16 protein-coding genes and 1 riboswitch are annotated in these 23544 nt (G+C 66.3%); of the genes, 5 read left to right on the top strand and 11 right to left on the bottom strand.

All coding sequences use genetic code 11. The annotated features are described in order from the left end of the window. Positions 1 to 17: 17 nt before the first annotated feature. From DB32_RS02805 to DB32_RS02795, 3 genes are read right to left on the bottom strand one after another with little or no spacing between them, the layout of a single operon-like run. Positions 18 to 1781, bottom strand: coding sequence for a hypothetical protein (locus DB32_RS02805; protein WP_053230869.1), 1764 nt, complete (start codon positions 1779 to 1781; stop codon positions 18 to 20). A 2-nt stretch (positions 1782 to 1783) separates the two neighbouring features. Next, complete coding sequence (locus tag DB32_RS02800) at positions 1784 to 2425, bottom strand: peptidoglycan-binding domain-containing protein (RefSeq protein ID WP_053230868.1); 642 nt, start codon at positions 2423 to 2425, stop codon at positions 1784 to 1786. 18 nt (positions 2426 to 2443) lie between these two features. After that, positions 2444 to 3037, bottom strand: coding sequence for a hypothetical protein (locus DB32_RS02795; RefSeq protein ID WP_053230867.1), 594 nt, complete (start codon positions 3035 to 3037; stop codon positions 2444 to 2446). Positions 3038 to 3905: 868 nt separating this feature from the next. Here DB32_RS02795 and DB32_RS02790 point away from each other — a divergent pair. From DB32_RS02790 to DB32_RS44005, 4 genes are all read left to right on the top strand, one after another. Beyond that, positions 3906 to 6851, top strand: a complete 2946-nt coding sequence (locus DB32_RS02790) for a type VI secretion system Vgr family protein (protein WP_157068651.1) — start codon at positions 3906 to 3908, stop codon at positions 6849 to 6851. A gap of 9 nt (positions 6852 to 6860) precedes the next feature. Continuing rightward, the gene (locus tag DB32_RS02785; RefSeq protein WP_053230865.1) at positions 6861 to 8183 is read left to right on the top strand and encodes a tetratricopeptide repeat protein; all 1323 of its coding nucleotides are present in this window, start codon (positions 6861 to 6863) and stop codon (positions 8181 to 8183) included. Between the two features lie 116 nt (positions 8184 to 8299). After that, positions 8300 to 12910: an RHS repeat-associated core domain-containing protein gene (locus tag DB32_RS02780; RefSeq protein ID WP_169791310.1), complete on the top strand. Its 4611-nt coding sequence runs from the start codon at positions 8300 to 8302 to the stop codon at positions 12908 to 12910. A 21-nt stretch (positions 12911 to 12931) separates the two neighbouring features. Then, positions 12932 to 13870, top strand: a complete 939-nt coding sequence (locus DB32_RS44005) for an Imm5 family immunity protein (protein WP_075097432.1) — start codon at positions 12932 to 12934, stop codon at positions 13868 to 13870. A gap of 301 nt (positions 13871 to 14171) precedes the next feature. Here the strand turns inward: DB32_RS44005 and DB32_RS02770 are convergent, their stop codons facing one another. The 5 genes from DB32_RS02770 to DB32_RS46305 form a co-directional block, all read right to left on the bottom strand. Next, on the bottom strand, positions 14172 to 15395 hold the full coding sequence (locus tag DB32_RS02770; RefSeq protein ID WP_053230862.1) for a hypothetical protein: 1224 nt from the start codon (positions 15393 to 15395) through the stop codon (positions 14172 to 14174). Positions 15396 to 15429: 34 nt separating this feature from the next. Further along, a riboswitch (cobalamin riboswitch) is annotated at positions 15430 to 15490 on the bottom strand. 144 nt (positions 15491 to 15634) lie between these two features. Next, on the bottom strand, positions 15635 to 15835 hold the full coding sequence (locus tag DB32_RS02765) for a hypothetical protein (protein WP_053230861.1): 201 nt from the start codon (positions 15833 to 15835) through the stop codon (positions 15635 to 15637). 283 nt (positions 15836 to 16118) lie between these two features. Then, on the bottom strand, positions 16119 to 17108 hold the full coding sequence (locus DB32_RS02760) for a CARDB domain-containing protein (RefSeq protein WP_053230860.1): 990 nt from the start codon (positions 17106 to 17108) through the stop codon (positions 16119 to 16121). Positions 17109 to 17431: 323 nt separating this feature from the next. Further along, positions 17432 to 17992: a hypothetical protein gene (locus tag DB32_RS46310; RefSeq protein WP_157068648.1), complete on the bottom strand. Its 561-nt coding sequence runs from the start codon at positions 17990 to 17992 to the stop codon at positions 17432 to 17434. Positions 17993 to 19816: 1824 nt separating this feature from the next. Further along, positions 19817 to 20422 carry an SGNH/GDSL hydrolase family protein gene (locus tag DB32_RS46305; RefSeq protein WP_157068647.1) on the bottom strand — a complete coding sequence of 202 codons (606 nt, stop codon included), beginning with the start codon at positions 20420 to 20422 and terminating at the stop codon, positions 19817 to 19819. A gap of 34 nt (positions 20423 to 20456) precedes the next feature. Here DB32_RS46305 and DB32_RS02750 point away from each other — a divergent pair, with 34 nt between their 5' ends. Next, the gene (locus tag DB32_RS02750) at positions 20457 to 20924 is read left to right on the top strand and encodes a hypothetical protein (protein WP_053230858.1); all 468 of its coding nucleotides are present in this window, start codon (positions 20457 to 20459) and stop codon (positions 20922 to 20924) included. Positions 20925 to 21699: 775 nt separating this feature from the next. Here the strand turns inward: DB32_RS02750 and DB32_RS02740 are convergent. Genes DB32_RS02740 through DB32_RS02730 form a run of 3 tightly spaced genes read right to left on the bottom strand, consistent with a single transcriptional unit; the run spans position 21700 to position 23320 of the window. Then, complete coding sequence (locus DB32_RS02740; protein ID WP_053230856.1) at positions 21700 to 22008, bottom strand: hypothetical protein; 309 nt, start codon at positions 22006 to 22008, stop codon at positions 21700 to 21702. Further along, a complete protein-coding gene (locus DB32_RS02735) occupies positions 22005 to 22565 on the bottom strand; it encodes a JAB domain-containing protein (protein WP_053230855.1) in 561 nt (186 codons plus the stop codon). The genes DB32_RS02740 and DB32_RS02735 overlap by 4 nt, the downstream gene beginning before the upstream one ends. A gap of 29 nt (positions 22566 to 22594) precedes the next feature. Next, positions 22595 to 23320, bottom strand: a complete 726-nt coding sequence (locus DB32_RS02730; RefSeq protein WP_083457102.1) for a M23 family metallopeptidase — start codon at positions 23318 to 23320, stop codon at positions 22595 to 22597. Positions 23321 to 23544: the final 224 nt, after the last annotated feature.

The raw sequence follows: 23544 nt of genomic DNA, 5'->3' as shown, positions 1-23544 counted from the left end.
GCAGCAGAACGACGACGCTACGAGATGCGCGGGCCGAAGCAGTAGAAGTGCGAATTGTACTCGACATACACCTGACCGTCATCGGGGGCTGAATCGCGAGGCGGGGCCCAAGTCTCGAGGAGCCTTTCGGTTTCGCGCGGCGGGTGGCGCACCCCAGGAATGATATCCTGCACGCTCGCTGCATTGAACGTGAAGCCTCTGAAGCCGGCCTCTCGCATTGCCGATTCGAAACGAGTGAACTTGTTCGGCATCCGGCGCGTGAGGGCCGGTCCCGGCTGACTCTGGTAAAGCCCACGTTCTCGCTCGATATCGGCCTCGAACGTCCGAACTCTCTGCGTGTGAGCAGCGCTCGCGCGACGATCCGCTTGCTGGCGGGCGCGCCGCTGTCGGTCGGTCTCTCCGTCGGGAACGGGACGCGCAGCGGGTGCGGCCGGCGGGACGTCTTCTCCTGGCTCTACGCGACAATCGGCGATCCGCTGCAGGTGCAGCTTGACGATCACCGCAACTTGTCGGGTCGGATCCTCACCGCCAATGCGCCGCGCGGTGAGCAGATCAGCAGGAGGGTTCGGCGTGAACCCGCTTCGCCCGTGTTTGCAGTACGCCGCGATCCCGAGCACCTCCGGACGTACGCTTCGGGCCGCCTCGTTCGCAACGACATCGTTCGGCCGCTCGGGCAGTGCGCTGCCCTCAACCCACTCTTCGACTTCACAGCGACCGAGCTCACGCGCACCCTGCGGAGACTCGGCGATCTGAACGATCTTGTCGATCGCCACGACGTCGAATCGAATGGTGCGCTTGTTCGCATCGTTCGCGACGAACTCGCAACGTTCGTTGAAGTACGGGCGAATCTCCCGAAATGCCGCCGCGGTCGGGCTCCGCTGCCCGATCCGCCGAAGCATCGACTGCATCCGTCCACCGGCGAATCCCGCCCCGATCGTAAGGAACTGATCGTCGTACGTATTGATCGCCGATACGCAGCCCTCGTGGCCCGCCGCAACCGTGAATGCCCTGGCGGCGACTGCTCGGTAAAGCTGCCCACGGGCAAGGTAGATGCCCACCCAGCGCTCGATTTCGCGCGCAAGCGCTGCTTCACCAGAATCGCTGGTGTACTGCAGGCCCCACGTCCCGCCTCTGCTTCGCGTGATCTTGTATTGCCGCGACCCAAGCTGTACGTACGGCGCCCCACCGTCGGATTGAATCGGAAACCCCTGCAGCGTCTCGCCACGGCGCGGCGGCCCGCGGCGTCTCCATTCGTTCGCACCCGGGGGTGCAGGGGGCGAGTACGTCACGAGAACGATAGGCGTCGTGATCTCGGGCTCGGTGGGCGACGGCGCGTTCGGAGATGCATGAATTTCCGGAACGACCCAGGCCGCAGGGAGCGTTCCCGTCGCTGCAGCTGCAGCAGTGTCCGCAGTGCCTGCTACGTCGGCGCCGGGCTGCTCCGAACCTGCGCCACCCGGAAGTGGGCTCCGCTCGGGTTCGACCACGATCGTTCCGCCATCACCCGACAGGTGCCGCTCGCCATCGTCCTCGGGGCTCGAGAAGTCGTCGACCGGCCAGCGCTCGCTGAAGACGAGTTGGAACTCGTCGTCGTGCGTGGGGATGTGCCCCGGAGGTTGTTCATCTCGAACGGCCGCGGAGAACGCCGCGTACGCATCGTCGACGCGCCTCTGCGCGCGCTCGTACGCATCCGTTGCCTCGTCGCGGAGAGGTTCGAGCATGTGCAGCTCGCGCTCCGCTTCCACGAGCTCGTGAGTCAGCTCCTCCAGCGTGTCCGCCATCTTTAGTCCCCGTGCGCTGCGACGAGTCGCGCGATCGTCGCGGAGTCACCGATGCCCGTCGGCCGGAGTCCATGGGTTGCCTGGAAGACGCGAAGCGCCTCCTGCACTGCCGACGCGTGATTTGTGGTCAACGAACCAAACAAAAAGCCCAGGTTCCTCAGACGAGCCTGGATGCCCGCCGTGGTGTGGGCGGGATCGATACTGCCGATCGCAACGCGGTACTCGCGCGACGCGATCGCGAGCGTGACCGACCGCGCTTTGACGACGAGCTGCGCGATGATCAATCCACGACGGTCGGTGACGCCTTGCACCGTGGGTCCTTGATCGGGTCGAAGCTCGTACTCTTCGTTGACCAGCGCCTGTCCGTCAGGCCCGAGCGCGCGCACGCGAAACGGGCGAGTCCGGCGCCGCGCAACGAGCACGTTCCGCTGCCCTGCGCTGACGGTCACGCCCGACGTTTCGGCAGGGCGCTCATCAGGTAGCCAGAGCTCGTCGCCTGGGTTGAGGATGTGCTCGGTGCGACCAGTGGCGAAGATTCCTCGATTGCGTTCGTCGCGGAGAATCGGGCGCACATCGGTGCTCCCCAACTCGCGAACCGCGATATCGAGCAGGGTCTCATTTGCCTGGACGGTGTATTTCGGCATCTTGCGTCCTCGCGGAGCTCAGCGTTCGGGACCGACTGAGTACTCCGTCTCGAGATCCGGAAATCGCACGATGCCGTCGCGTCGGCTGCTGAGTCCCTCGATGCGCGCGCGTCCACTGCTATCGAGCGACCCACTGCGCACGTCGCCTCCCGGCAGCTCGACCTCGTACCGGGCGTCCGCGATGGGCTCGCCCGCCTCGTCTAACAACTCGAGCTCCAGCCAGAGCGGCTCGGGCTCCGGCTCCGGTTCGACCTCACGCAGACGCGCTTTCGGCGTCGCGACGGCAACGAGACGCGGGTGAAGCCGCCGCAGGAGTGCGATGCGCCCAGCGATCGAGCCGACCTCGCCCAGTACGATCCGCAGCACGTCTAGGTCGCTGTACCTCGTGACGGTCGTGTAGTGCGTCGTGGTGCCGACGAGATGTCGAAGCTCGTCACGCAGGCGATGCGCGGCGGTCTCGAGCACACGCTGGGCCTCGTACCGGTCGACGCGCTCGTAGCGCGGGGCACCGGTATCAACGCGCTGGCGGCGCTCGAGCTCCAACAACTGGAAGCTCTCGCCGACGATGTACTCGTAGGCGCAGTAGCGGAACTCGTACGCGGGGTACCACATTCGCTCGTACCTATCGGCTCGCGTGCGGATCGAATTGCGTCGTCAGTTCGGAAGCCAGTGCACGTCTCGCGCTCGCGCAGCGGGTTGATGCCGACCCTCCGGGCGCTCGCTCCGTGCCGCGTGACGGGTGCGAGCACGCCGAACGGCTGGACCTCGGGTCTCGTCAGCTTGGGACCACACGTCGACGCGGCCGAACGGACGCGCGGCTTCGGCGGCCGTCTGACACGCGAGGAGCTTTGCTTGTGCGTACCGCAGAAGTCCGGGTGAGCTCGGACGAACGAAAGAGCCGTTGTCTTCGACGACCCGAAGAACGCATGTGCGATCGGCGGCCAGCTCCAGTACGAACGCAGCGAGCGCCATCCCCCGCGCCTCGCAGATCTCCGAGAGCGCCGTAGTGATCTCGACGAGCGGCGCATGAGCGCGAGGGTCGATGCACTGGCGACGATCTGGCGAGAAGAGCCCGAGAGCGCACTTCGCTTGCCGCGCGGCTGTGCGCTCGATCCGCGCGGTGTAGAAGCCAGCGCCGTTCCAGGTGGGAAGTAGGCGGCGTCGCAGTTCTCGCTCGAGCAAGCGAACAGCGCCGTCGAGCTCAGGAACGCGTACCTGCGCCTTGGACCTCGTAGCTGTCTCCACAGGGGCACCTCGTCGTCGCCCGGCGTATCGGGGCGCGCGCGCGGGCGTTGCGTGCTGCGCGGAGAATCGTTCAACGCCCGTGCCTCAACGGCGCGCAGCAACGGCGCGCATGACGCTCCGATGAAGAGGCGTTCGCATGCCGAGGGAGCCCGTCCGCGAGCGAGCGCTGACGGCGACGCAACGGCGCGCAGCCGGAGCCGATGCGCGCATGCGCTTGCGCGAGTCGGAGAGGGTCATGAGCGACGACATCAGGGATTCGGGCAACACCAGCGGAGATGGTCAGGGCGTCGCACAGGGGCTGGGCGTCGCGGCCGGCGCGGTGGGCGTGGCTTCGCAGGTCGCCGGCATGGCCCAGGCGGGTTTGAGCGCGGACGGTGCACTGGACGTCGCCGGTGGCGCGGCAGAGCTCGGGTCGCAGATCGCCAGCACGGCCGGAAGCGACGAGGCCGCGCAGGCGCTAGGTGTCGCGAGCGGAGCCGGGGAGCTGGGATCGCAGCTCGCTGGTGTCGCTCAAGGAGGCGACGCTCAGGATGCGCTCGGCGCGGTCGGCAGCGCGGCCGGACTCGGTTCGGAGATCGCCGACGTCACTGGCGCGGACGCGACCGCGCAGGAGGTGACCGGCGCGGCACAACAGGCGGCCGGCGCTGCGTCACAGGTCGCCGGTATGACCGGTGGGAGCGGCACGCCTGCGCCCACGGCCTCTTCTGCGGCGGCGGGTGCCGCGCCCGACGCGTCGAATGCCGAGATCGTCGACGCCGACTCGGAGGCGTTCCTCGAGGGCGTTCGCGACGTCATCTCCGAGATCACCGACGACCGCGGTCACGTTCGCTTCGCGTTCGAGTGCGATGCCGTCGACGACGCGGGCTGGCTCGTCCGTCGGATGAACATCACCGAGGACCTCGGACGCCCGTACGTCGCGAACATCGAGCTCGTCACCGAGAACCTCGATCTCGACCCGCGCCAGCTGCTCGGACACGACTGCTGCCTGAAGCTGACGCGCGGAGAGAACCTCGAGCGCGCTTTCTGCGGGATCGTTCATCGCATCGTCCACGGCTACTCGACGGATCGCGCACTCGTCGTCCACATCGAGGTCGTCCCCGCAATCAGAGCGCTGTCGTATCGCAAGGACAGCCGGATCTTTCAGAACGTCACTGTCGTCGAGATCATCGAGCAGGTGCTCGAGAACGCGCTCGCCGCATACGACCGGCACCTGAGCGGCGAGGACTCGGAACGCGAGATCGACCTCGGCCGACTGAGGACCGACTACGCGCCGCGTGAGTACTGCACTCAGTACCAGGAGAGCGACCTCGACTTCATCCATCGCCTCTGCGAGGAAGAAGGGATCGGCTACTTCTTCGTGCACAACGCGGCAACGAAGAAGGAGTGCATCACCTTCGTCGACATCAACGTCAAGTTCGCGCGCGCGAAGACGTTCGGTGACGAGACGGTGATTCCGTTCGTCTCACAGCGAAATGAGATTCGAACCGCAGAGCCGGTCTACGAGTTCCAGCTCGGCAAGAAGATGACCAGCACCAGCGCGTACGTCGGCGAGTACGACTGGACTCAGCAGATCATCAGCGACGTCGGAATTCATACGGAGGAGCGCAGCGAGGATGAGCTCGCGCGCGACCGTGAAGTCTACGAGCACGACCGACAGACGTCGTTCTTCGACTACCGCGACTCCGTCTACATGAAGAACGACATCAAGGAGATCGCGCGCGTTCGGCACCAGCTCCTCAAGCGTGACGAGAACGTCGCGCACGGCCTCGGCGTCGTGATGGCGTTCGCGCCAGGACATCTCTTCGAGCTCAGCCGTCATCCGCGGATCCACCTCGATGGCGAGTATCTGCTCGTCAGCGTGACGCACCGAGGGTTCTCCGCCGAGATGCACGACATGCTCGGAGATCCGTCCGACGGGCAGGCGACCGCAGAGTACGAGAACTCGTTCACCTGCATTCCGGCCGACGTGCAGTATCGGCCTGACCGCCGAACTCCGAAGCCGGTCGTCTCGGGTGTGCTCACTGCCAGGGTCGTCGGCCCCGACAACCACGAGATCTTCTCGGACGACTACGGCCGCGTGAAGGTGCAGTTCCCCTGGGATCGCCTTGGGGTCGGAGACGAGAACAGCTCGTGTTTCATCCGCGTGATGCAGGCGTGGGCTGGCGCGAACCGCGGCATGCTCTCGTTTCCCCGCATCGGCGACGAGGTAGTGGTCGACTTCATCGGCGGCGACATCGACCGTCCGGTGATCGTCGGCTCGCTGTACTCGACGGCAAACCCGCCGCCGTACCGCACCGAGCGCGACTGGACGCGCACGACGATCAAGACGAAGACCTCCCCGGCCGATGGCGAGAAGTACAACGAGCTCCGCTTCGACGATCAGAAGAATGCCGAGGAGATTTTCATCCACGCGTCGAAGGACTTCAACGAAGTCGTCGAGAACGATCACTCGACCCAGGTGAAGCACAACCAGTCGAACACGGTCGATGGCGACCAGTCGAATGCCGTCAGCGGATCCCGCACCCACCACGTCGAGAAGCACGAGACCATCTCGATCAACGGGAGCTCGAAGACGACGATCACCGGCTCGGAGAAGGGGAGCGGACAGAGCATCTCCGGCGCCGAGCTGAAGATCACCGATGGCCACTACGTCGTCGACGTCGGCCAAACGATCGAGATCTCCGCAGTCACCAGCATCAGGCTCCGGGTGGGGGATTCGTATCTCCTCATCGAGCCGACGCGCATCACGCTCGTGCAGGCGGACGGCGCACACCTGGACCTCGCGCCGGAGTTGACCGAGCTCGCGTCGAAGGAGAGCTCGATTCTACGTCTGACGGGAGATGCACAGCTCAACGCGAACAGCGGCGGCGATCTCACGTTGCGTGCGGATGCGCAGCTCACCGGACAGGGCGCGCAGGTCTTGCTGAACGGCGACGCACTCCTGAAATCCCGCGGCAACGCGCAGGTGCAGCTCAACTCCGACGCCACCCTCTCGGGCGCGAACGCGCGGGTCGATGGACAGACGGGCGCGACGCTGAGCGGCGGGACCGAAGCTACCGTCACCGCAGCCTCGACCACGGTGAAGTGCGCCACGGCCGGCGCCGAAGTCACCGGCCTGCAGGTCGACATCAGCGGCAGCGCGGCGGTCAACGTCACCGGCGGCCTCATCAAGTTGAACTGAGGAGCGGCGATGCGAACAGCGCTTCAAGACCTGCGCGAGGTTCTCGAAGAGTTCATCGAGCAGCCCGATGACGTGATGCTCGTCCTCGGATGCACCGACAACGACGTAGCTTTCGCGCTGAAGACGCAGGAGCAGATCCGCGGCGCCGCGGTCGGCGACATCCACTTCTCGTACGCCGCTCCGTTTGTAGACGAACGTTCGTGGACGCTCGGCATGTGCGAGACGCTTCGCGTCCACTTCGAGCTGGCGAACGAGGAGCGTGCGAAGAAGTCGATCGAGGCTCTGGAACAGTTCCCCGAGCGCATGAGCGCTGAGTCGACGTCTCCCCGCGAACGCGTGTTGATCGCGATCGAGCACTTCACGCAGTGGCTTGCCGACCCCGCTGAATTCCGCGTGGTGTTCTCGCTATTGCCGACGGCGATCCACAACGCGGACGCGTACTACCGGTTCGTCGGGAGCTTCGCTCAGCTCGGCGAGCGAGAACCGTGGATGGAGCACGCGCGCGTCATCGTGCGCGATGATCGACGGGCGCGTCCGCTCACGCAGGCCCTGACGAACCTGCGCGCGCAGGGCGTGCTCTCGTACGACCTCGACTTCAGCACCGACGCGCTGTGCGCGGGCATGGCTGCCGAGGCCGTCGACCCTGCAGTTCCGCTCGCTGAGCGCATGCAGGCGACGCTGCAACTCGCCATGATCGACATGTCCTACCGCCGCTTCGACGAAGCGATCGCGAAGTTCATCCAGCTGTACGAGTACTACGGCGCCGCGGACACGCCGCTCATGCAGGCGCTCTGCCTCAACGGCGTCGGCGACTGCTTCCGGATGGCCGGGCTGCCCGATCGGGCCCTCGAGCGATACCAGCAGGGACTCGCGCTCGCGATGAAGGCCAAGCCGCCCGCCTTCATGCGTCAGGCGCAACCGACGACGGGCGCCGACGATAAGGGGCCATCGCCGATGCACCCCAACGCCCCGCCGATCATGCTGAACCTGCTGCTGGCAGCAGGCGCGACCAGTGCGATGCTCGGCCAGCACGGCGACGCGCGCTCGTACTTCGACACTGCGAGCCGCACGGCTGCGAGGTGCCTGAACGCCTCCGCTGCCGCACAGGCGCTCGAGGCGCGCGGCGACAGCGAGCTCGCGCTCTCGCTCTTCCGCGAGGCTGCTGAGACCTGGACTCAGGCGGAGCAGATCGCCGAGGCCGCGCAGGACGTCCCGCGCCAGCGCTCGGCGCTCGAGCGGCTGCACCGGCTGTACTCGGACGCGCGCATGCGCACCGCCGCGGACGCCGCCGCACGCAAGCTCGCGGGCTTGCAGAGAACCGCGAGGGCGTGATGCCGGGCGATCCTCCCGATTCCCCTCGCCTCCGTCCGCCCCGAGACCGCGTCCGGCTCCCGATCATCGACCCCCAGCCGATCTCGGAGAGCACGCGACAGGCGCGTGTGGCTGCCGTGTTCGAGACGGTGACGAGCCTCCCGGACGCCTTCACATCCGCGCCGCCAGCTGAGCAGGGCGGAGCGGGTTATGTCGCCCAGTGGGCCGGCGGAGTCCTCGGGATCATCAACGCCCCGGCGATGTTCATCGACACGCTCTCGGCAGAGGTGATCCAGACGATCCTCGACGAGACGGGATTCGGTGCGTTGTTCCCTGCTCAGCCGGTCGCAGTGATCGGCACGACGATGCACATGGGCACGCCCCATACGCATGCGCATCCGCCGAGCACCACTCCTGCGGGTGTGTTTCCGCTGCCGAGCTTCGGCGTTGCCTTTCTTGCGGGCTCGGCGTCGGTGCTCGTCAATGGGGTCCCGGCACTTCGCGCGGGTGACATCGGTCTCGGCCTCACGTGCGGGTCGATGGCGCCGCCGTTCGAGATCATGACCGGCGCTTCCGGTGTCTTCTTCGGTGGCTCGCGAGTCGCGCGACTCGGGATGGACATCACCGCTCACTGCAACCCGATGCCGGCAGGCTCCAAGGCGCTGCAGATGGCAGCGGGCATTGCCGGCGCCGTCGTGTCAGCAGCGGGCGCTGCCGCTCAGGCTTCGGCCGGCAACACCGGTGCCGCGATCGCACAGGCGGCGCAGGCAGCACTCGATTCGGCGGCTCTCGCCATCAGCATGTTACGTGGTGCCGACCCCGCGGGCCCTCCAGGAGTCGGCGTGCTGCTCGGTCCGCCGACGACAGTGCTCGCGGGCGGTCCGCCAATTCCGAACCTGGGTGCGCTCGCGCAGGGTGCTCTCTACTCCGCGCTCCGCCGCGCGATGCGAGCCGCGGCCGGACGAGTGCGGCGCCCAACGCAGTCGTGCGACGCGAACGGCCGTCGCGGTGACGGCGGCGAGCCGGTCAGCCTCGTCACTGGTGCGAACTTCAACACGCATCGCGACTTCGCGTCGGCACACGGCGGCTTCGTTTGGTCTCGCCACACCTCGAGTGCCAAGTCGCGCGAGCACAGCGTGCTCGGATGGGGCTGGAAGCATTGCCTCGAGAACACGCTTCGCGTCCGACTGCACCGAGCGGTGTTCGAAACGTTCGATGGAGACCGCATCGAGTTTCCGCGCATCCGGCACGGCCAGACTTTGGTTCGCGCAGCCGGGTACGTGCTTCGACAGCTTAGCCCGACGCGGTTCACCGTCTCGCATCGGAGGCTCGGCACCTACGAGTTCGTGCGCAACACGCCCGACGCGGTCTCGACACACCCCGTCAGCGTGCTCCGCGAGAAGGCTCGCATTGAGCTGATCCACGACAGCGTCGGGCGCCTGGTCGAAGTCCGCGAGACTTCGCTCCGCACTCCCGTAGCGCCTCGAGCGCGTTACACGCTTCACTACGACCAACACCACCATCTCGTCGAGGTCCGCGGTGGGCTCGAGACGCAGATCCCGAAGAGACTGATCGCGTACGGCTACGACCTTCGCGGGCGCCTCACGACGACCGAAGACGCTCGCGGCTCGCGGGAGCACTTCTCGTACGACATCGCCCACCGCATCACCGAGGCGACGGACCGTAACGGATTTCGGTACCGCTATCAGTACGACCTACAGGGTCGGTGCGTGTTCGCGTCAGGCGAGGACAACCTGTGGTGGTCAAAGTTCGATTACAGCAAGCCCCGCCAGACCCGCTACGAGCTCCACGACGGCTCGGCTCGCATCGTCCACTACGATGACGACGGCGTCATCACGAAGATCGTCGACCCGTACGGCGGCGTGCTGAAGCGCATCCGCGACGCCGACGGACGCGTGGTCGCCGAGATCGATTCGGGCGGCCGCGAGATGAAGCTCCTCTACGACGAGGACGACGCGCACTACGCCCGGATGGATCGGTTCGGGAATCTCTACCCGCCGCAGGTGGATCAGCCGGGCTTGCCGGACCCGTTCGTGCGGGACCTGCCGACAAGTTCGCGCGAGCGAGTGCTCGGCGAGCTCGCGCCCTGCCTCGATACAGACGCGGGCGCCGCGTCGCACAGGATCCCCGACCCGCTGCTTGACCTGGCGGCGAGCGTCTTCCGGGCTCCGCGCGCTGCGCGCGAACCCGTGCGCGAGGTCGATGCGTACGGCCGCCCTATCCGCGAGGTCGATGCGCATGGCCGCGTGCAGGAGTGGCAGTACGACCGTGCCGGGAACGTCGTCCTCTATCGCGATCGCGACGGCCGGGAGCACCGGAAGCAGATTCGCTCTTGGAATCTCGTCGGCGCGCAGATCGACCCGCTCGGAGCGACCACGAGGTATTCGCACAACCCGCACGAGCACATCACAGAGATCGTCGACCCGCTCGGAACGGTCTCCGCCTATGACTACGACTCGAAAGACCGCGTCGTTCGCGTACATCGCGACGGTCGCATCCGCGAAGAGTACGACTACGACCTCGGCGACCGGATGACCGCGAAGCGCGACGCGAATGGCGTCGTGCTGATGCGCGTCACTCCGCACGAGAACGGCCTCGTGGGCCGATACGAGCTGCGTGACGGCGAGGTCATCGATCTCGACTACGACGAGAACGGGAACGTCACGCGGGCGGACACGCACACCCACAAAGTCTGGAAGTCGTGGGATGCGTTACGTCGGCGCCTGCGCGACCGCTGCGACGACCGCGAGGTACGTCACTGGTACGACGGCGAGGACCTGCGTGTCACTGTCGTCGGTCGCTTCACGACTCGCTACGAGCGCGGCCACAACGACCTGGTTAGCATCATCGCGCCGACGGGGCGGACCTGGACGATGGAGCCGGTCGGGCCCGGTACCGTCCAAATCGACCACGGCAACGGCGCGCGCGAGATCCAGCAGTACGATCCCGATGGTCGTCTTCTCGGGCGCCTCTTGTGGAAGCGCGCCGACGACGGTTCACTCGTGTCGTGGGCAGCCCGCCTCGACTACAGCGACGAAGGTGACCTTCGAACCGCCTGGGACAGCATTCGCGGCAGGCGCCATTTCGAGGTCGACGCTGCGCATCGGCTCATTGCTGAGATCGGCGAAGACGGAGTGCCGCACTCCTATCGCCACGATGCCGCTGGCAACCTCCTTTCGAAGCCTGGGCTGCCTCTCGTGCAGATCGGTCGCGCGAACCGCCTCGTCAGCGCGGCTGACGAGCAGTTCGAGTACGATCATCGCGACCACATTGTGGTGCGGCGGAGCAATGCCGCGGAGACTCGCTATTTCCGCGACGGCTTCGACCAGATCGTTCGGATCGAGGACGATGCGGGCGAGCCGTGGACTGCGACGTACGATGGTCTCGGGCGCCGCATCACCGCCGGGCGCGGCGACCGCCTCAAGCTCTTTTGGTGGGACGGAGATCGTGTCGCAGCGGAGACTTTTCCCTCGGGGCAGCTGCGAATTTATGTCTACGCCGGCGCGCGCTCACTCGTGCCCATCGGATTCGTCGACTACGCGTCGGCAGATGCAGAGTCGAGCTCTGGACGGTCCTACTCGGTGTTCTCCGACCAGGTGGGAATGCCGCTGCATATCGAGGATGAGCGCGGAGAGATCGTCTGGTGGGCAGATCGTGTCGATCCGTATGGACACGTCGTCGTCAATCCGGCGTCGGTGCTCGAGTATAACCTTCGCTGGCCGGGGCACTACTACGACAGCGACACCGGCCTCCACTACAACCGATTCCGCTATTACGACCCCTGGCTCGGAAGGTATCTCGAGAGCGATCCGATTGGGTGCGCGGGCGGCGTCAATCTCTACGCCTATCCCGCGAACCCGCTGGTCTCCGTCGACGTCCTCGGGCTTCATAACGAGCACAACCACCCCGCACAAGAGGGGTCGCAGGGGCACCCGGATCGCGAAGCAGTACCCCGCTCGGTTGCGAGCGACGTAGCCGCGAGTCGCGCGCATGAACCTCGCACGGATCGGCGTCCGATCGGCGTGCTGACAACGGAGGAGGCGCGCGCCGCAGGCGTGCCGTTGCCGAGCGGTGCGCGTCGGTACCCGAACCGCTGGGGCTACGACACCTCGGCGGGAAGATGGGTTCGGAACGTCGACCCCACCTCAAGCCCAAGAGAGCACCCGAGCCGCTGGGCTCCGCCGCCGAGCGATACCCCGCCCTCGACTCGGGCCGAGATCGAAACGAGCCGTCGAGCTGCAGCCGCTGCCGCTGACGAGCAAGCGCGCATCCGTGCGCAACGCGAGTCCGACAGCGAGCGATGCGTGGCTGCGGTAGAGGGCTCGGATCGACCGTACACGCGGAGCGGCGAGATCGGTGACGATGCCGAGCGATACCCGGGATATGCATCGCGAAGCTCGGATGAGATGATGGCGCGCAGCGACGAGATCGGGCACGAGCTCCAGGACGGGGGAGCGAATGATTTCAACGGACCTGGGAGTGCCGCCTCGGTCCACTGCGAGAAGCAGCACGCGGTGGCACATCCCGGGGAAGCTGTTGGCGTGGGTCTACCGATGTGTCGCGACTGCCGCAACTATTTCCGCGTTGAAGCAGCTGCCCAGGGACGCGACCTCGTGGTAACTGATCCGAACATGACGAGAGTGTTCCACCCCGACGGCTCAGTAACGGAGTATCGTCCGGATGGCAGTGTGTACCGTGGGGCGAGCTCTGCGAGTGACCCATACTGAACTCGGACTCTGGAGTGAGCGATGGCTGATCTGCGCGAGTTCGTCCAAAGGTTCGTAGCTCTTGTTCAAGGGAGTCGCTCGGGGCACCTTGATCTGGCCGACCGAGGCGACGTCGAACGGCGCATCAGTGCGAGCGCCGGTGTCGATGCGCTCACCCAATTTCGTCTCTGCGTTGCTGTCGATTCGCTCGACATGTTCCTCCGCCGACCTTCGATATTTACTGATTCCGAGCCACTGCAGGCCGTACACGATGCGGTCCTCATTCTTCTCAATGTCGGCGATCGTAGGTTCGCCGCGACAGACGCTCTTGCGCATGCGGACCGACTTCAGGTCCTCGCAATGGACTGGGCGGGCAGAGGAGACGCGCAGCAATTCGCGGTGCAGGTTGCCGCCAGCGCGATTCGCGCCCTACGTCCACGTCCGAAGGGGACTCTCGATGGTCCCTCGCGAGACGAAGACCTCGACCCGGAGGCGTGGGATCTCCCCATGCGTGCGACGGTAGCCCTCACGGGGCAGCTCCCCTGGAACACCGACGCGGACCAGCAGGCCCCTCTCCGGCGCGAATACTGGCTCCACTATCTGGACCTTGCATCCAAACCCGACGAGCTCGATTGGGTAGCCCGAGTTCGGCGCGTAGCAGCCGTTCACGGATTGGCTCCTGATCGTCCGTCCTATGTGGGCGCGATCAGGGTCGAAAGCGATGGCGCGGAGAGAATCGAAGTATGCGTGCTCGACTCCGGTGAAGCCGTGCTCGAAATCGGCAATTGGAGCGAGCGCAACGGGATCGTACAAGTCGATATCATGCCGCGTCGCGCACTCGCGCGCGCGGAAATGGAGACTGCAGTGCGCGAGGCCCTCGTCGAGGATCTCTTCCGTGAAGAGCTCGCTGATCGCTGGGCTCGCCTCGATCTGCGTGACGTCGTCAGCGGGTCGCGGTGGTCTGTGGCGAGAGTCTCGTAGGAGCGCATGGTCCAGTCGGCCGACCAGCGTGATTGAGCCGTGCCGTTGAGTTCGGATCACCAGCACATACAAGAAGCACCCGTGCTTTCGCGCATAAGCGGCAGTCGTCAGTTCGACCTTTGAGAGCTCTCCCTTCAAGCTGCTAGTCCGCGCGACCGGTATCGCACGGCGAGATGCTCCACTCACGCGACGCCGCCGGCGCTAGGAGCGCCGGCGACGTCGCCCTGTCTCGGGGCCAGGGCTCGTTGAGAGCGCTTCAACGGAGCTCGCGCTCAGTCGTGCTCATTCAGGCAGAACGGCTCTACCTCTCGGCGACGAGCAGAAGGCCGTCAGAGTGCCGTAGCATCACCCGGCCGTCGCCGGCAGCGAAGGCGGTGGTGAAAGTGCCCGACGCGAGATTCGGTTGAGGCGAAAGAGTGAGAGAGCCCGAGTCCTGGCTGACGGACCACACGCGGATCGGGCCCATATACTCAGCCGCGGTGAGCTGCCGACCGTCGGCCGAGATGGAGAATGCCGACGGGATCGTCATTCCACCGGCGGCCACGCGACTGCCCGTGAGCATCATGTCGATCGGTGTGCCGCTCGCGAAGGCACCGTCGAAGGCAGACCGGGAAACCGAGAACACCTGCGAGGAGAAGTCCGCCGCGGATCCTCCCGCAATCGCGTAGTCCGCCGTCAACCCCACCGCGCCGCTGTACACGCCGAGATTCGTGGCGACATGCGCCGTTTCGTCTTCAGATGCGTCGTACGCGTAGAGTCCGTGCCCATCAGCCACGGTGCCAAGTCCGAGGCCGCTCACGACGAAATCGGCGTCGTCGATCCACGCTGCATCGAAGTTCCCGGGGGCGGTGAATGCCGTGGTCTCACCGGAACCGATCGTGACGCGGAAGATCTCCCCGGGAACGGATTCGGGACTCACGAACACCGTGTATCCGAAGAGAAGCGCAGTCTCATCGGCGTTGATCGCCACAAATCCATTCGGGAACGGCCGAGCAGCGCCCCAGGCGGGATCCACTTCGACTCTGACCGTCGCCACCTCACTGGGCGCGATATCCATCCCCGTCTGAGCCGTCCATCGCGACACGGCGTAGACGAAGTCGTCGTCGTCCGTGCTCGCCAGCAGGTCGTACACGACCGGAGCACGGCCAGCGGCGCCGATGACTCCGTACGCATCGGCAGAGCGGCAGAAGTTGGCTACCGGAACGAGACCGGCTCCGAGAGCCCCCTCCCACGCCGACAGATCTGCGCCGCAGGTGTCGACACAGACAGACCGGACGCAGGCCTGCATCTCACCGCATTCCGAGCACGCACCGGCGCTGCCATCCGTCGGCCCACCATCGGATTGAACCGCGGAGTCGACTTCACTTGCCGCGTCTCCGAGCGCGCCGGCATCGGCCCAGCCGGCATCACTCCCTACACTGGCGTCGTCCGATGCGAGATCGTCGTCGCCGCTACAGCCGACGAAGCACACAACCGCGCCAGCGACCATTACGAGCTTCAGGTGCACATCGACCTCCGCGCCCACCCCTCGTGGGCCGTGATCTCTCCCGAGCTGCAGCCCTGACTCGAGGCGGGATTGCCTCATCACAGTGGCGGGGGCCGTACCGGATTCGCACCGGTTTGCCGCAAAACGGAGAGCTATGTATGGATGAGCGCGTCCCGCTAGCACCGACGACAGCTTCGAGTCAAGTGGCGCGTCTACGCCCACGCGCGCGCGTGCGCGGGCTCGAACTCGGTCGGGGTGCCTTTTTCCGAATCGCCGCGTCACGAATCGGCGTCGTCGTCCTCCGCAGGGGAGCTGTTCTCCTCCAATTGCGATAGACGCTTCCAAAGCTGCTTCATCCAGATCTTCCAGAGTCGCGCCTCGCGACCGGACTCGGGCATCCGACCGAGCACAGTTCGCAGGAATTCCTCGTTCTGGGCTTTGAGCGTGATCCCCTTGTTGATGACGGACAGCAGTTGCATCGCGCGCCGAGCATCAGACGCGGTCGTGGGGGACCGAGGGGGCTCCTCGACTTCGCTGGCCGGCGGGCGTCGCCGCTGATTCACGTCGTCTCCGATATGCTTTCTCGCGGAGTCGCGAAGACTCCGGGCCACGCGTTACCATGACATTCAAGATCGCTGTTGGTTCGCCGAGGCAGTTCGACCAGGCAGGGCGCGGTGCAGACGAGAGGGCGCCGCCGATCGAAAGCGACGGCGTGTTCTCTGGGGGCGGAGCGTGGGCACCGTACGCTCATCGACGCTCACCTCACTGGAAGCCGTTATTCGACTCGTCAGTCTCGGCCACCATATTCGAGACGTCGACGCGCGCGCAGGTCGGGTCCGGGCCGTCGAAGCGCACGGAACCACCCGCCGCAAGGTACGCCACATTCCGCTCGAGCATCGGCGCGCCGAGGCAGTTGCCCATCGTCCAAGCGGCCACGAAGAACCCACGCGAGTTACCGGCGCCAGTGTTGCGGATCGTGATTGATCCCGCTGCGTATGACCCGCGGAGATCCGGGAGATCCGTAGCGTCGAACGAGAATGTCGAGGTGTTGTTACCTTCGTCCTGCTCCGCGATCTCGCCGAGTGCGTCGACGACGCAGGTCGCGTCAATCATCCCCGCCGTCGTGTCGGCCCAAGCAGTGAACCCGACACTCTGGGTCGCGCTCCCAAGGGGTGCGATGGGATCAACGAAGATCGAAGTACCGATCGTCTCGGTTCGCGTGGTCTCCCCGACGATCGTCGCGGTGACGCGCACACGGAACCCGGAGGCGGCCGCGGACCCGATGTTCGTGACACGGATGTCGACGCGGCCCTCGCTCCCCGCTCCCGCGATATCGGCCGCCATGCAAGATACAGTGAGGTCGGGCGTGCCACCGGCATCGAGCATGGCTCCCGCATCCACGTCCCCGCCCGCGTCCTCGCCGTCCGGCGCGGCATCCGAGCCAGCATCGACGAGCCCGGCATCGACTGACGCATCCACCGTCTGGGTGCCAGCATCGCGTCCACCCGCATCGTCGCGGGTCATGCCGTCGAGCGGCACGACGCTGCCGTCGAGATAGCAGAACCCGTCGCGGTACACTCCGCCGTTCGGGCACACGCAGACACGCTCATCGTCGTCGGCCACGAGGAGCTCGCCGCAGGCCAGCGGTGGCTGGCACCCGGCAGCGAGCGTCGCGGCGACGGCCAAGGCGTAGGTCATCGCGAACGGCAAGCTCGGGGTTCCAACGTGCTTCGTCAGCATCGGCTTCGTCATATACCCGTCATCGTGCCGAGCGCCGTCAGGTTGCGAAGATCGGTCTGCCCGCGCCTCCGAGGTCGCGAGCTTGGCATCGACTCGCGGTCGCGCAACGACCCGGCCGTCGTCAACCGGCCGGCGTGCACGCGAGCGGTGACCGGGGCGCTCCCCGCCGCGCAACGAACGCGCAGCCGAGCGTCAGGCCCACCGACGATCGAACATCGGCTGTATTCGGCGTATCTCGGCGACCGCTCCGCGCAACGGCCGGCCTGAACCGCCGATGTGAGGCCATGCTCCGCCGCCCTCCCTTCATCGAGCCACTGATCACGCTCATCGACTTGTCACCGGTCGAGCTCGTGCGCGTTCAAGACGCGACCGCAGAAGCCGACGATCTGCTGGGGTGCGGCGAAAAAGGAGAAGCGTTCCGATGCCTCGTCCGCCACCGGGATGACGCAACCCGTCGAGGTCTCATCAACGAGGCCCTTGCGCTCTCGCTGGCCTTGTCCAACGCCCTCCGCCGTGAGGGTGAGCACGACTCGGCCCGCGTGGAGGCGCAGCTTGTCGCGGCACAGGCACGCCAGGAGCGCCGTCGCGGGCTCGAGGTGCAAGCGCGCTCCGTGCTCGCTGCAGCCCTCTACGCGTGCGGTGAAGTCGAGGGGGCGATCGTCGGGTACCTCCAATGCGGTCGGCTCGCGTTGGAGCGAGGATTGAGGTTGCACGCGCTGGATGCGTTGCAGTCCGCTGGACAGCTTCTCGCCTGGGTCGGGCGAGACGACGAGGCAACGAACGTGTTTATCAGAGCACTCGGCGTGGGCAACAGATCCAAGCCACAACAGTCGGATCTCGTCGGGGCAGCAGACCGCGTTGCCGCGTTGTGCCGCCTGTACGGACTCGATGCGCAAGCCGGCGGCCTCGAGCTCCTCGCCGCTGACATGCGAACTGGATGTGTCGGGAGCGCGCGTGCCGAGAGCGGTGTGTTCGTGGCACCTCCGCGCGTGACGCCTCCTCCTTGGAGAGTCCTGCCGCAGTGATCGTGCTCGATCGCTTGTCTCGCAAGCATCGCGAATCGAAGGAGCGCCCGCGCGAATCCACGACCCGACGAGTGCAGCCGGCACTTGTAACGCGCATCGTCGCGACCCGGTCGGGACGCACGATGCATCTGACGAGGCGTATACGAGAGCGCGCCGATCTCGCTGCGCGCCTAAATCTTTCATGCCGACGCCCGCGCGCACGGATCGATGGCAACCAGAATTTCTCATGCTCGGCGCGTGTTCACCGGTCGGCCTGCGCCGCGCAGTGCTCTACGACACGCTCGCCGGCCACCCTCGTTGGGCGCTCCGGACCACGTTGCAACTGCAACGCCGTTGTGCGGCAGCCTCCTGACGGGCACTCGGCTCGTCGATCGACGTTGTTCGAGATATTCGCCCAACGCGCGTGGAGTGCATCTTTCGACGCAACGAGCGTGACGGCGGACCGATGACCTGAGGACGCGCGAGAACGCTTCACCTGCTGCGACGCTGGAGCTCGAGAGGGGCGGCAGCACCGCACAGCAGTCGCCGCGCTGCGAAGCCACCTCATCGCACCGACCGAACTCGCAAAGTGGGACCGAATCGCCATGATCACACGCACCCAGTCCGTTTCAGCATACGTTTCGCTGATCGCGCCCCACTTGCGGCGGCGCACGCTCGAAGGCCCGAGCTCCAGGGACCGACCGCGGATCCGCGCCGGTACCAGCAAAGGAGCTATCGAGATGCGTATCCTCGTGGTCTGGACAACGATGGCCGCGCTCACGCTCGGTTGTAACGGCGGTCCTGACAACTGCGCGTACGCGCCGGCCCAAGGACCTGCTGAGCCCTGCTGCACGAGCTGGGGGGCCGATGCATGCGGCGCCGGCTTCTTCTGCGCGGCGTTCGATGGTCGCACGATCGCAACGTGCTACGCGAACGGTTCGAGGCTCGACGGGCAAACGTGCACTGCCGACGATCAGTGCGGTTCGATGAGCTGCAACACTGCCGCGGGCGCGTGCCGCACGCTGGGCAGCACGTGCGATCCGCGCGTGGGATGCGCGTCGCGTCCCATTGGAGGCATCTACGTCTGCGATCCTGTCGACGCGACATGCCGTCCTGTCGGAAACGGCGGGCGGGATGCGCTGTGTAGCACAGACACAGATTGCCGGTCCCCTCTGCTGTGCGACTCGGCGAGCCAGCGATGCACGGGCGAGATCGAGAACGCGTTCCGCGTCTGCTCGACTGACTCCGACTGCACCGCGTTCGAAGGGACGCCGGTATGCAGGCTGTACGCTCGAGACACGTCTGGCGCGTTCCGCGGCTATTGCACTACCCGCTGCGATGCGGGTCCAACTGGCTGCCCCGAGGGGACGCGGTGTGTCGGCAGCGACCCGTACGATGCGTGCGTCGTTCCGTGCAGTACTGCAGAGGACTGCCCGCTCCCGCAGCTCGGCTGCGTCGACCGCGGCGACGGGTATCGCTGTCAAGGCTGCAACGAATCGTCGGAATGTCGCGCGGGCCAGACGTGCGTCGAGCTTGAAACGAATGGCGAGTGCCGATAACGGCCGCGGCGAACGTGTCGGGCGACGTGCCGTCAGGGACGTGTCAGGTTGCCTTTCAGGCGCCAGCTGGGCCGACAAGAGACGATCCCAACCGCCGACTGATGTTACGTAAAGGTGTTTCGCGGTCTTGCGTGGCTACTAGTTAGCCCGGCACGAATTACCTTGTGACAGCAAACCGGCCCGGCGCGGTAAGCGCCATCCAACAACATATCGCGACCACAACTCCGACCGCGCTCCAATGAGCAGATCGCAATCGGAGCGCCGCCGCAATGTGGGGTGCGAGCCTTGCGGCCCAGCCTGCATATCCAGCCGAGTCGAAATGAACCTCGTCGCGACGAGGGATCCCGTTCGCAGTCGCGCGCCCGCTGATCCAAGCGACGCCGAGAGTTCTCGCGAACGTTGCCGCCTGTAGCTCGCTCACGGCCGCGCGCTCGGCGTCGCGCTGCGTGCCGTGCGGGAAGGACGCAGGTGGGCCGATCCACACGACGCGCCGCACGCCTGCGCGTAGCGCGCGATCTACGACGTCCGACCATGTCGAGGCAGCCGCTGTCGTGTCGTTGCCACCTGCTGCGACGATGAGGACCGCAGGGCGCGCACGGAGCGCTCGCGCGAGGACGCCGCTTTGCACGAGGACGCGCGTGCTCGCGCCATTCCGGTGCTCGCTCGCGATCACGTCGACGCCGCGCCGCGCCAGCTCGCGACGGAGCACCGCCGCCAGCCCGCCGGCCTGACTGTCGCCGATGAACGCTGCTTCGATTGCCATGGCGTACTAACTGGCTTCGCGGAGGAGCTCAGGCATGGCAAGGTGGGGCACGGTGATGGAGATGAAATGGTCGAGCATCGCTGCCTCGGATGGCGTCCTCTACTACGACAGCATCGGCGACGACTCGTCGAACGAGTCCCTGCGCGACTCGGCGTCGGCGATTGTGTCGTTTGTAGGACGAGAGCTGTTGAAACATCAGGCACCCAAGACCTGGGGCACGCTTCGCGTGGAGCTTTGGGCCGATACCGCTCGCGTGGTGATTTTCTTCCGGGGCGGTCAGGCGGCAGTCCGCGCGAACTTCCAGGTGAATTGGCCTGGACTCGCTGCGGCGTGGGAGAGATTCTCGCAGGATCCTAATGAGGACGTAGCGCTGATTGAGCCTGCCTGTGAGCGGATAGTCGATGCTCTGGTCTCCGCGTTCAGCCAACTGCCACAGCGGCCGTACGCCATCGAGTTCTGTCAGTATGAGGACGTCGTTGGCCGGCTTGACCGCGCGGGATAGTGTGGCTCGGTGCGTGGTGGAACCCGATGATCCCGCGACGCAGAAGCCGTCACGACGGAGCCACGTCAGAGGGCCGCGCGCGTGGGGACCGGGCCTCTGCGATGCGACCACACCCACCATGCGAGTCCGCCTACCGTGACGATGCAGACCGCGCCGACTCGACGACGCGGTCGTCCCCCGTCCCCGGCGCCGCCGACGCTGACGAAGTGAGTGGGCCAGGTGTCGCTCTCGGCGGTGCTGAGATGCCAATTGCCGCTCCGGGCGATAACCCGCGTGCAGGCGCCGCGACGCAAACACGAGCGAGCGACACCAGGTGACGCGAAGTGGACCGCTCGCGGGACGGGGTTCAAGAACTCGCCCCGAGCCCAGCGCTCCACGACCGCACCCTCGCGAACGAGCTGCGCCAGAGAGAGCGCCGAGACGCGCGAGCGTCTGGCGAGGAGCGACTCGGCACACGCGGCCGTTGCGTGCGCTTCGCTTCCGGGGCGGCAGAAGGCTCCTTCGCGCGACCAGGCCGGATTGATGGGCTGCGAGTACGCGCGAAGCAGGGACGTGAACGTACCGTACGTATTTCTCAGCAGCGCGAAACGCGAGGCCATCGTCCAGAGCACGGCAGTCGGATCGCCACCCTCCCCGGCGATCATGCGCGCGGCCCACAGCTTGTCGTTTGGCGTGAGCGCGTATGCCCAGCCGTCCGCAGACGAGATCATATTCGTCGTCATAGGGCGTCCGGATACGTCGTGTTCGATCGTCCGGTCTGGCCTGTAGCGGCCAGTCAGAGGTCCGGCGGCTTCGTCGGCGAGCTGGCGCCGTACGGCGCCTGGACCACTCGGAGCACCAGGAGACTGAGCGTGTAGCTCGGTCCCGCAGCCAGCAGCACGCGCGGCTCACCGAGAGATGCAGCGGCGAGCGCGACGAGACTGAACGTTGTCCATAGGCACATGCAGAGGTCGCATGCCCACGGCTTGACGCCGGCGCGCACGAGCGCCTGTATCGCATCGGGCGCTCGCAGGATCACAACGAGGCCCGGCACGCTCACGCCGATGAGGAATGCGGCCGCGAGAACGAGAAGCAGAGGGTTCATGCCGTGACTCCCCCGAGCAGCCCCGCATCGATGAACGAGAAGTACTGGTCGTCCTCTCCGAGGATGACGTGGTCGAGGAGGCGCACGCCGAGATACTCGCTTGCGACGAGCAGCCGGCGGGTGAGCGCCACATCGTCGGCGCTCGGTCTCGGATCACCGCTCGGGTGATTGTGACAGAGCACGACGGACGCGGCCGGGATGAGCAAGGCGGGCTTGAAAACCGTCTTCACGTCGACAATTGACGCGTCGAGCCCGCCCGCATGCGGTATTGCGAATCCGACGGGGCGATTCTTCGTGTCGAGACAGAGCACTCCGAAGAGCTCCTGCACGAGTGCACTCTGGTTCACGAACTCGCGGCAGACGCGGGCCGCATCTCGGGAAGTGGAGATCTTCTCCATCGGGCGCGCGCCCGCGCGCCGACGCGCGCAGACGTCGACGAGCAGCCATCGATACTCGGCTCGCGTCGACGCACACATCGCGCGCGCCTGAACGCGACGTGCGGGCGTCACCTCGCTCGCCTCGACCGCGCTCTCGTCGAGCTCCGCATAGGTCGTCATCTCGTCTCTCCTGGCCGGACCCATCGACGTCAGATCCAAGCGGCGCCGATTCCAGCCCCCGCTATCGCAACGACGCGCCTCGCCACGGCACCTGCCGTGGAGTCGCCGTTCACCGCGACCGCTTCGCTTTGACCCGAATAGTCGGGTGGCCTCAGCGACGGTGATTCGATGTTCTGATTGTTCCCTGAATAGCCGTAGCGCTGGTATGTCCGACGGAGTCGCTCCGGGTCGACGTGCGCGCCGGGCAGGGACGCGAGCGCGAGCCCGGCGTTATCCGAGTGGAAGCAGTCACTCGGGCCTGCAACTCGCACGAGCAACTGTCCGCCAACTGAGCGCGCGACTTCGCGCCTGGCGCCGACGACGTCGATCCCGAGCGCCGCGAACAGTCGCGCCGGATCGATCGTGTCGCGAGCATGGGTGCCGGGAAACGGTCGCCCGCGCACTTCGAAATGGAGGTGGGCACCCATCCCGAGGAACTGACGGTTCGTCGTGCTTCCGACGAATCCGATGAGGGCCTGCGACTCGACGCGCTGCCCGACGTCGATGAGCGACGGTTCCCGCAAATGGTTGTACGAAGTCCAGAACGGCACCGGCAGCCCAGGCAGCGCGAGCTCGTGCTGCAACACGAGTGCATTGCCGTACCCGCCAATGCCCCGCACCTGCCCCGGGCCCGGGCGGAGGAACGAGTGGACCGGTGTCTGTGCTCTTGAGCACGACTGTGCCCGCGATCGGCGCGAGCACAGGCGTGCCTGCATCCGCGACGAAGTCCATGCCCGCGTGCAGCTGATCGCGCCGCGTGCGGTCGCGGTTGTAGCCGCGCCCGATGCGAGTCGCCGCCTGGTCGAGCGGGGGCACCGCGCAATCCATGGACATGCAGCCTCACGAGCGGCGACAACCGCAACCGAGCGAGCCAGTCGCGTGGCGCGGGGTACGCGCGCGGCGGGCTCCCCCTACGCCCTCGAAAGGGACCCGACCGCGG

Source organism: Sandaracinus amylolyticus (assembly GCF_000737325.1).
Taxonomy (GTDB): domain Bacteria; phylum Myxococcota_A; class Polyangia; order Polyangiales; family Sandaracinaceae; genus Sandaracinus; species Sandaracinus amylolyticus.
This window is presented reverse-complemented; position numbering and strand designations above follow the sequence as displayed.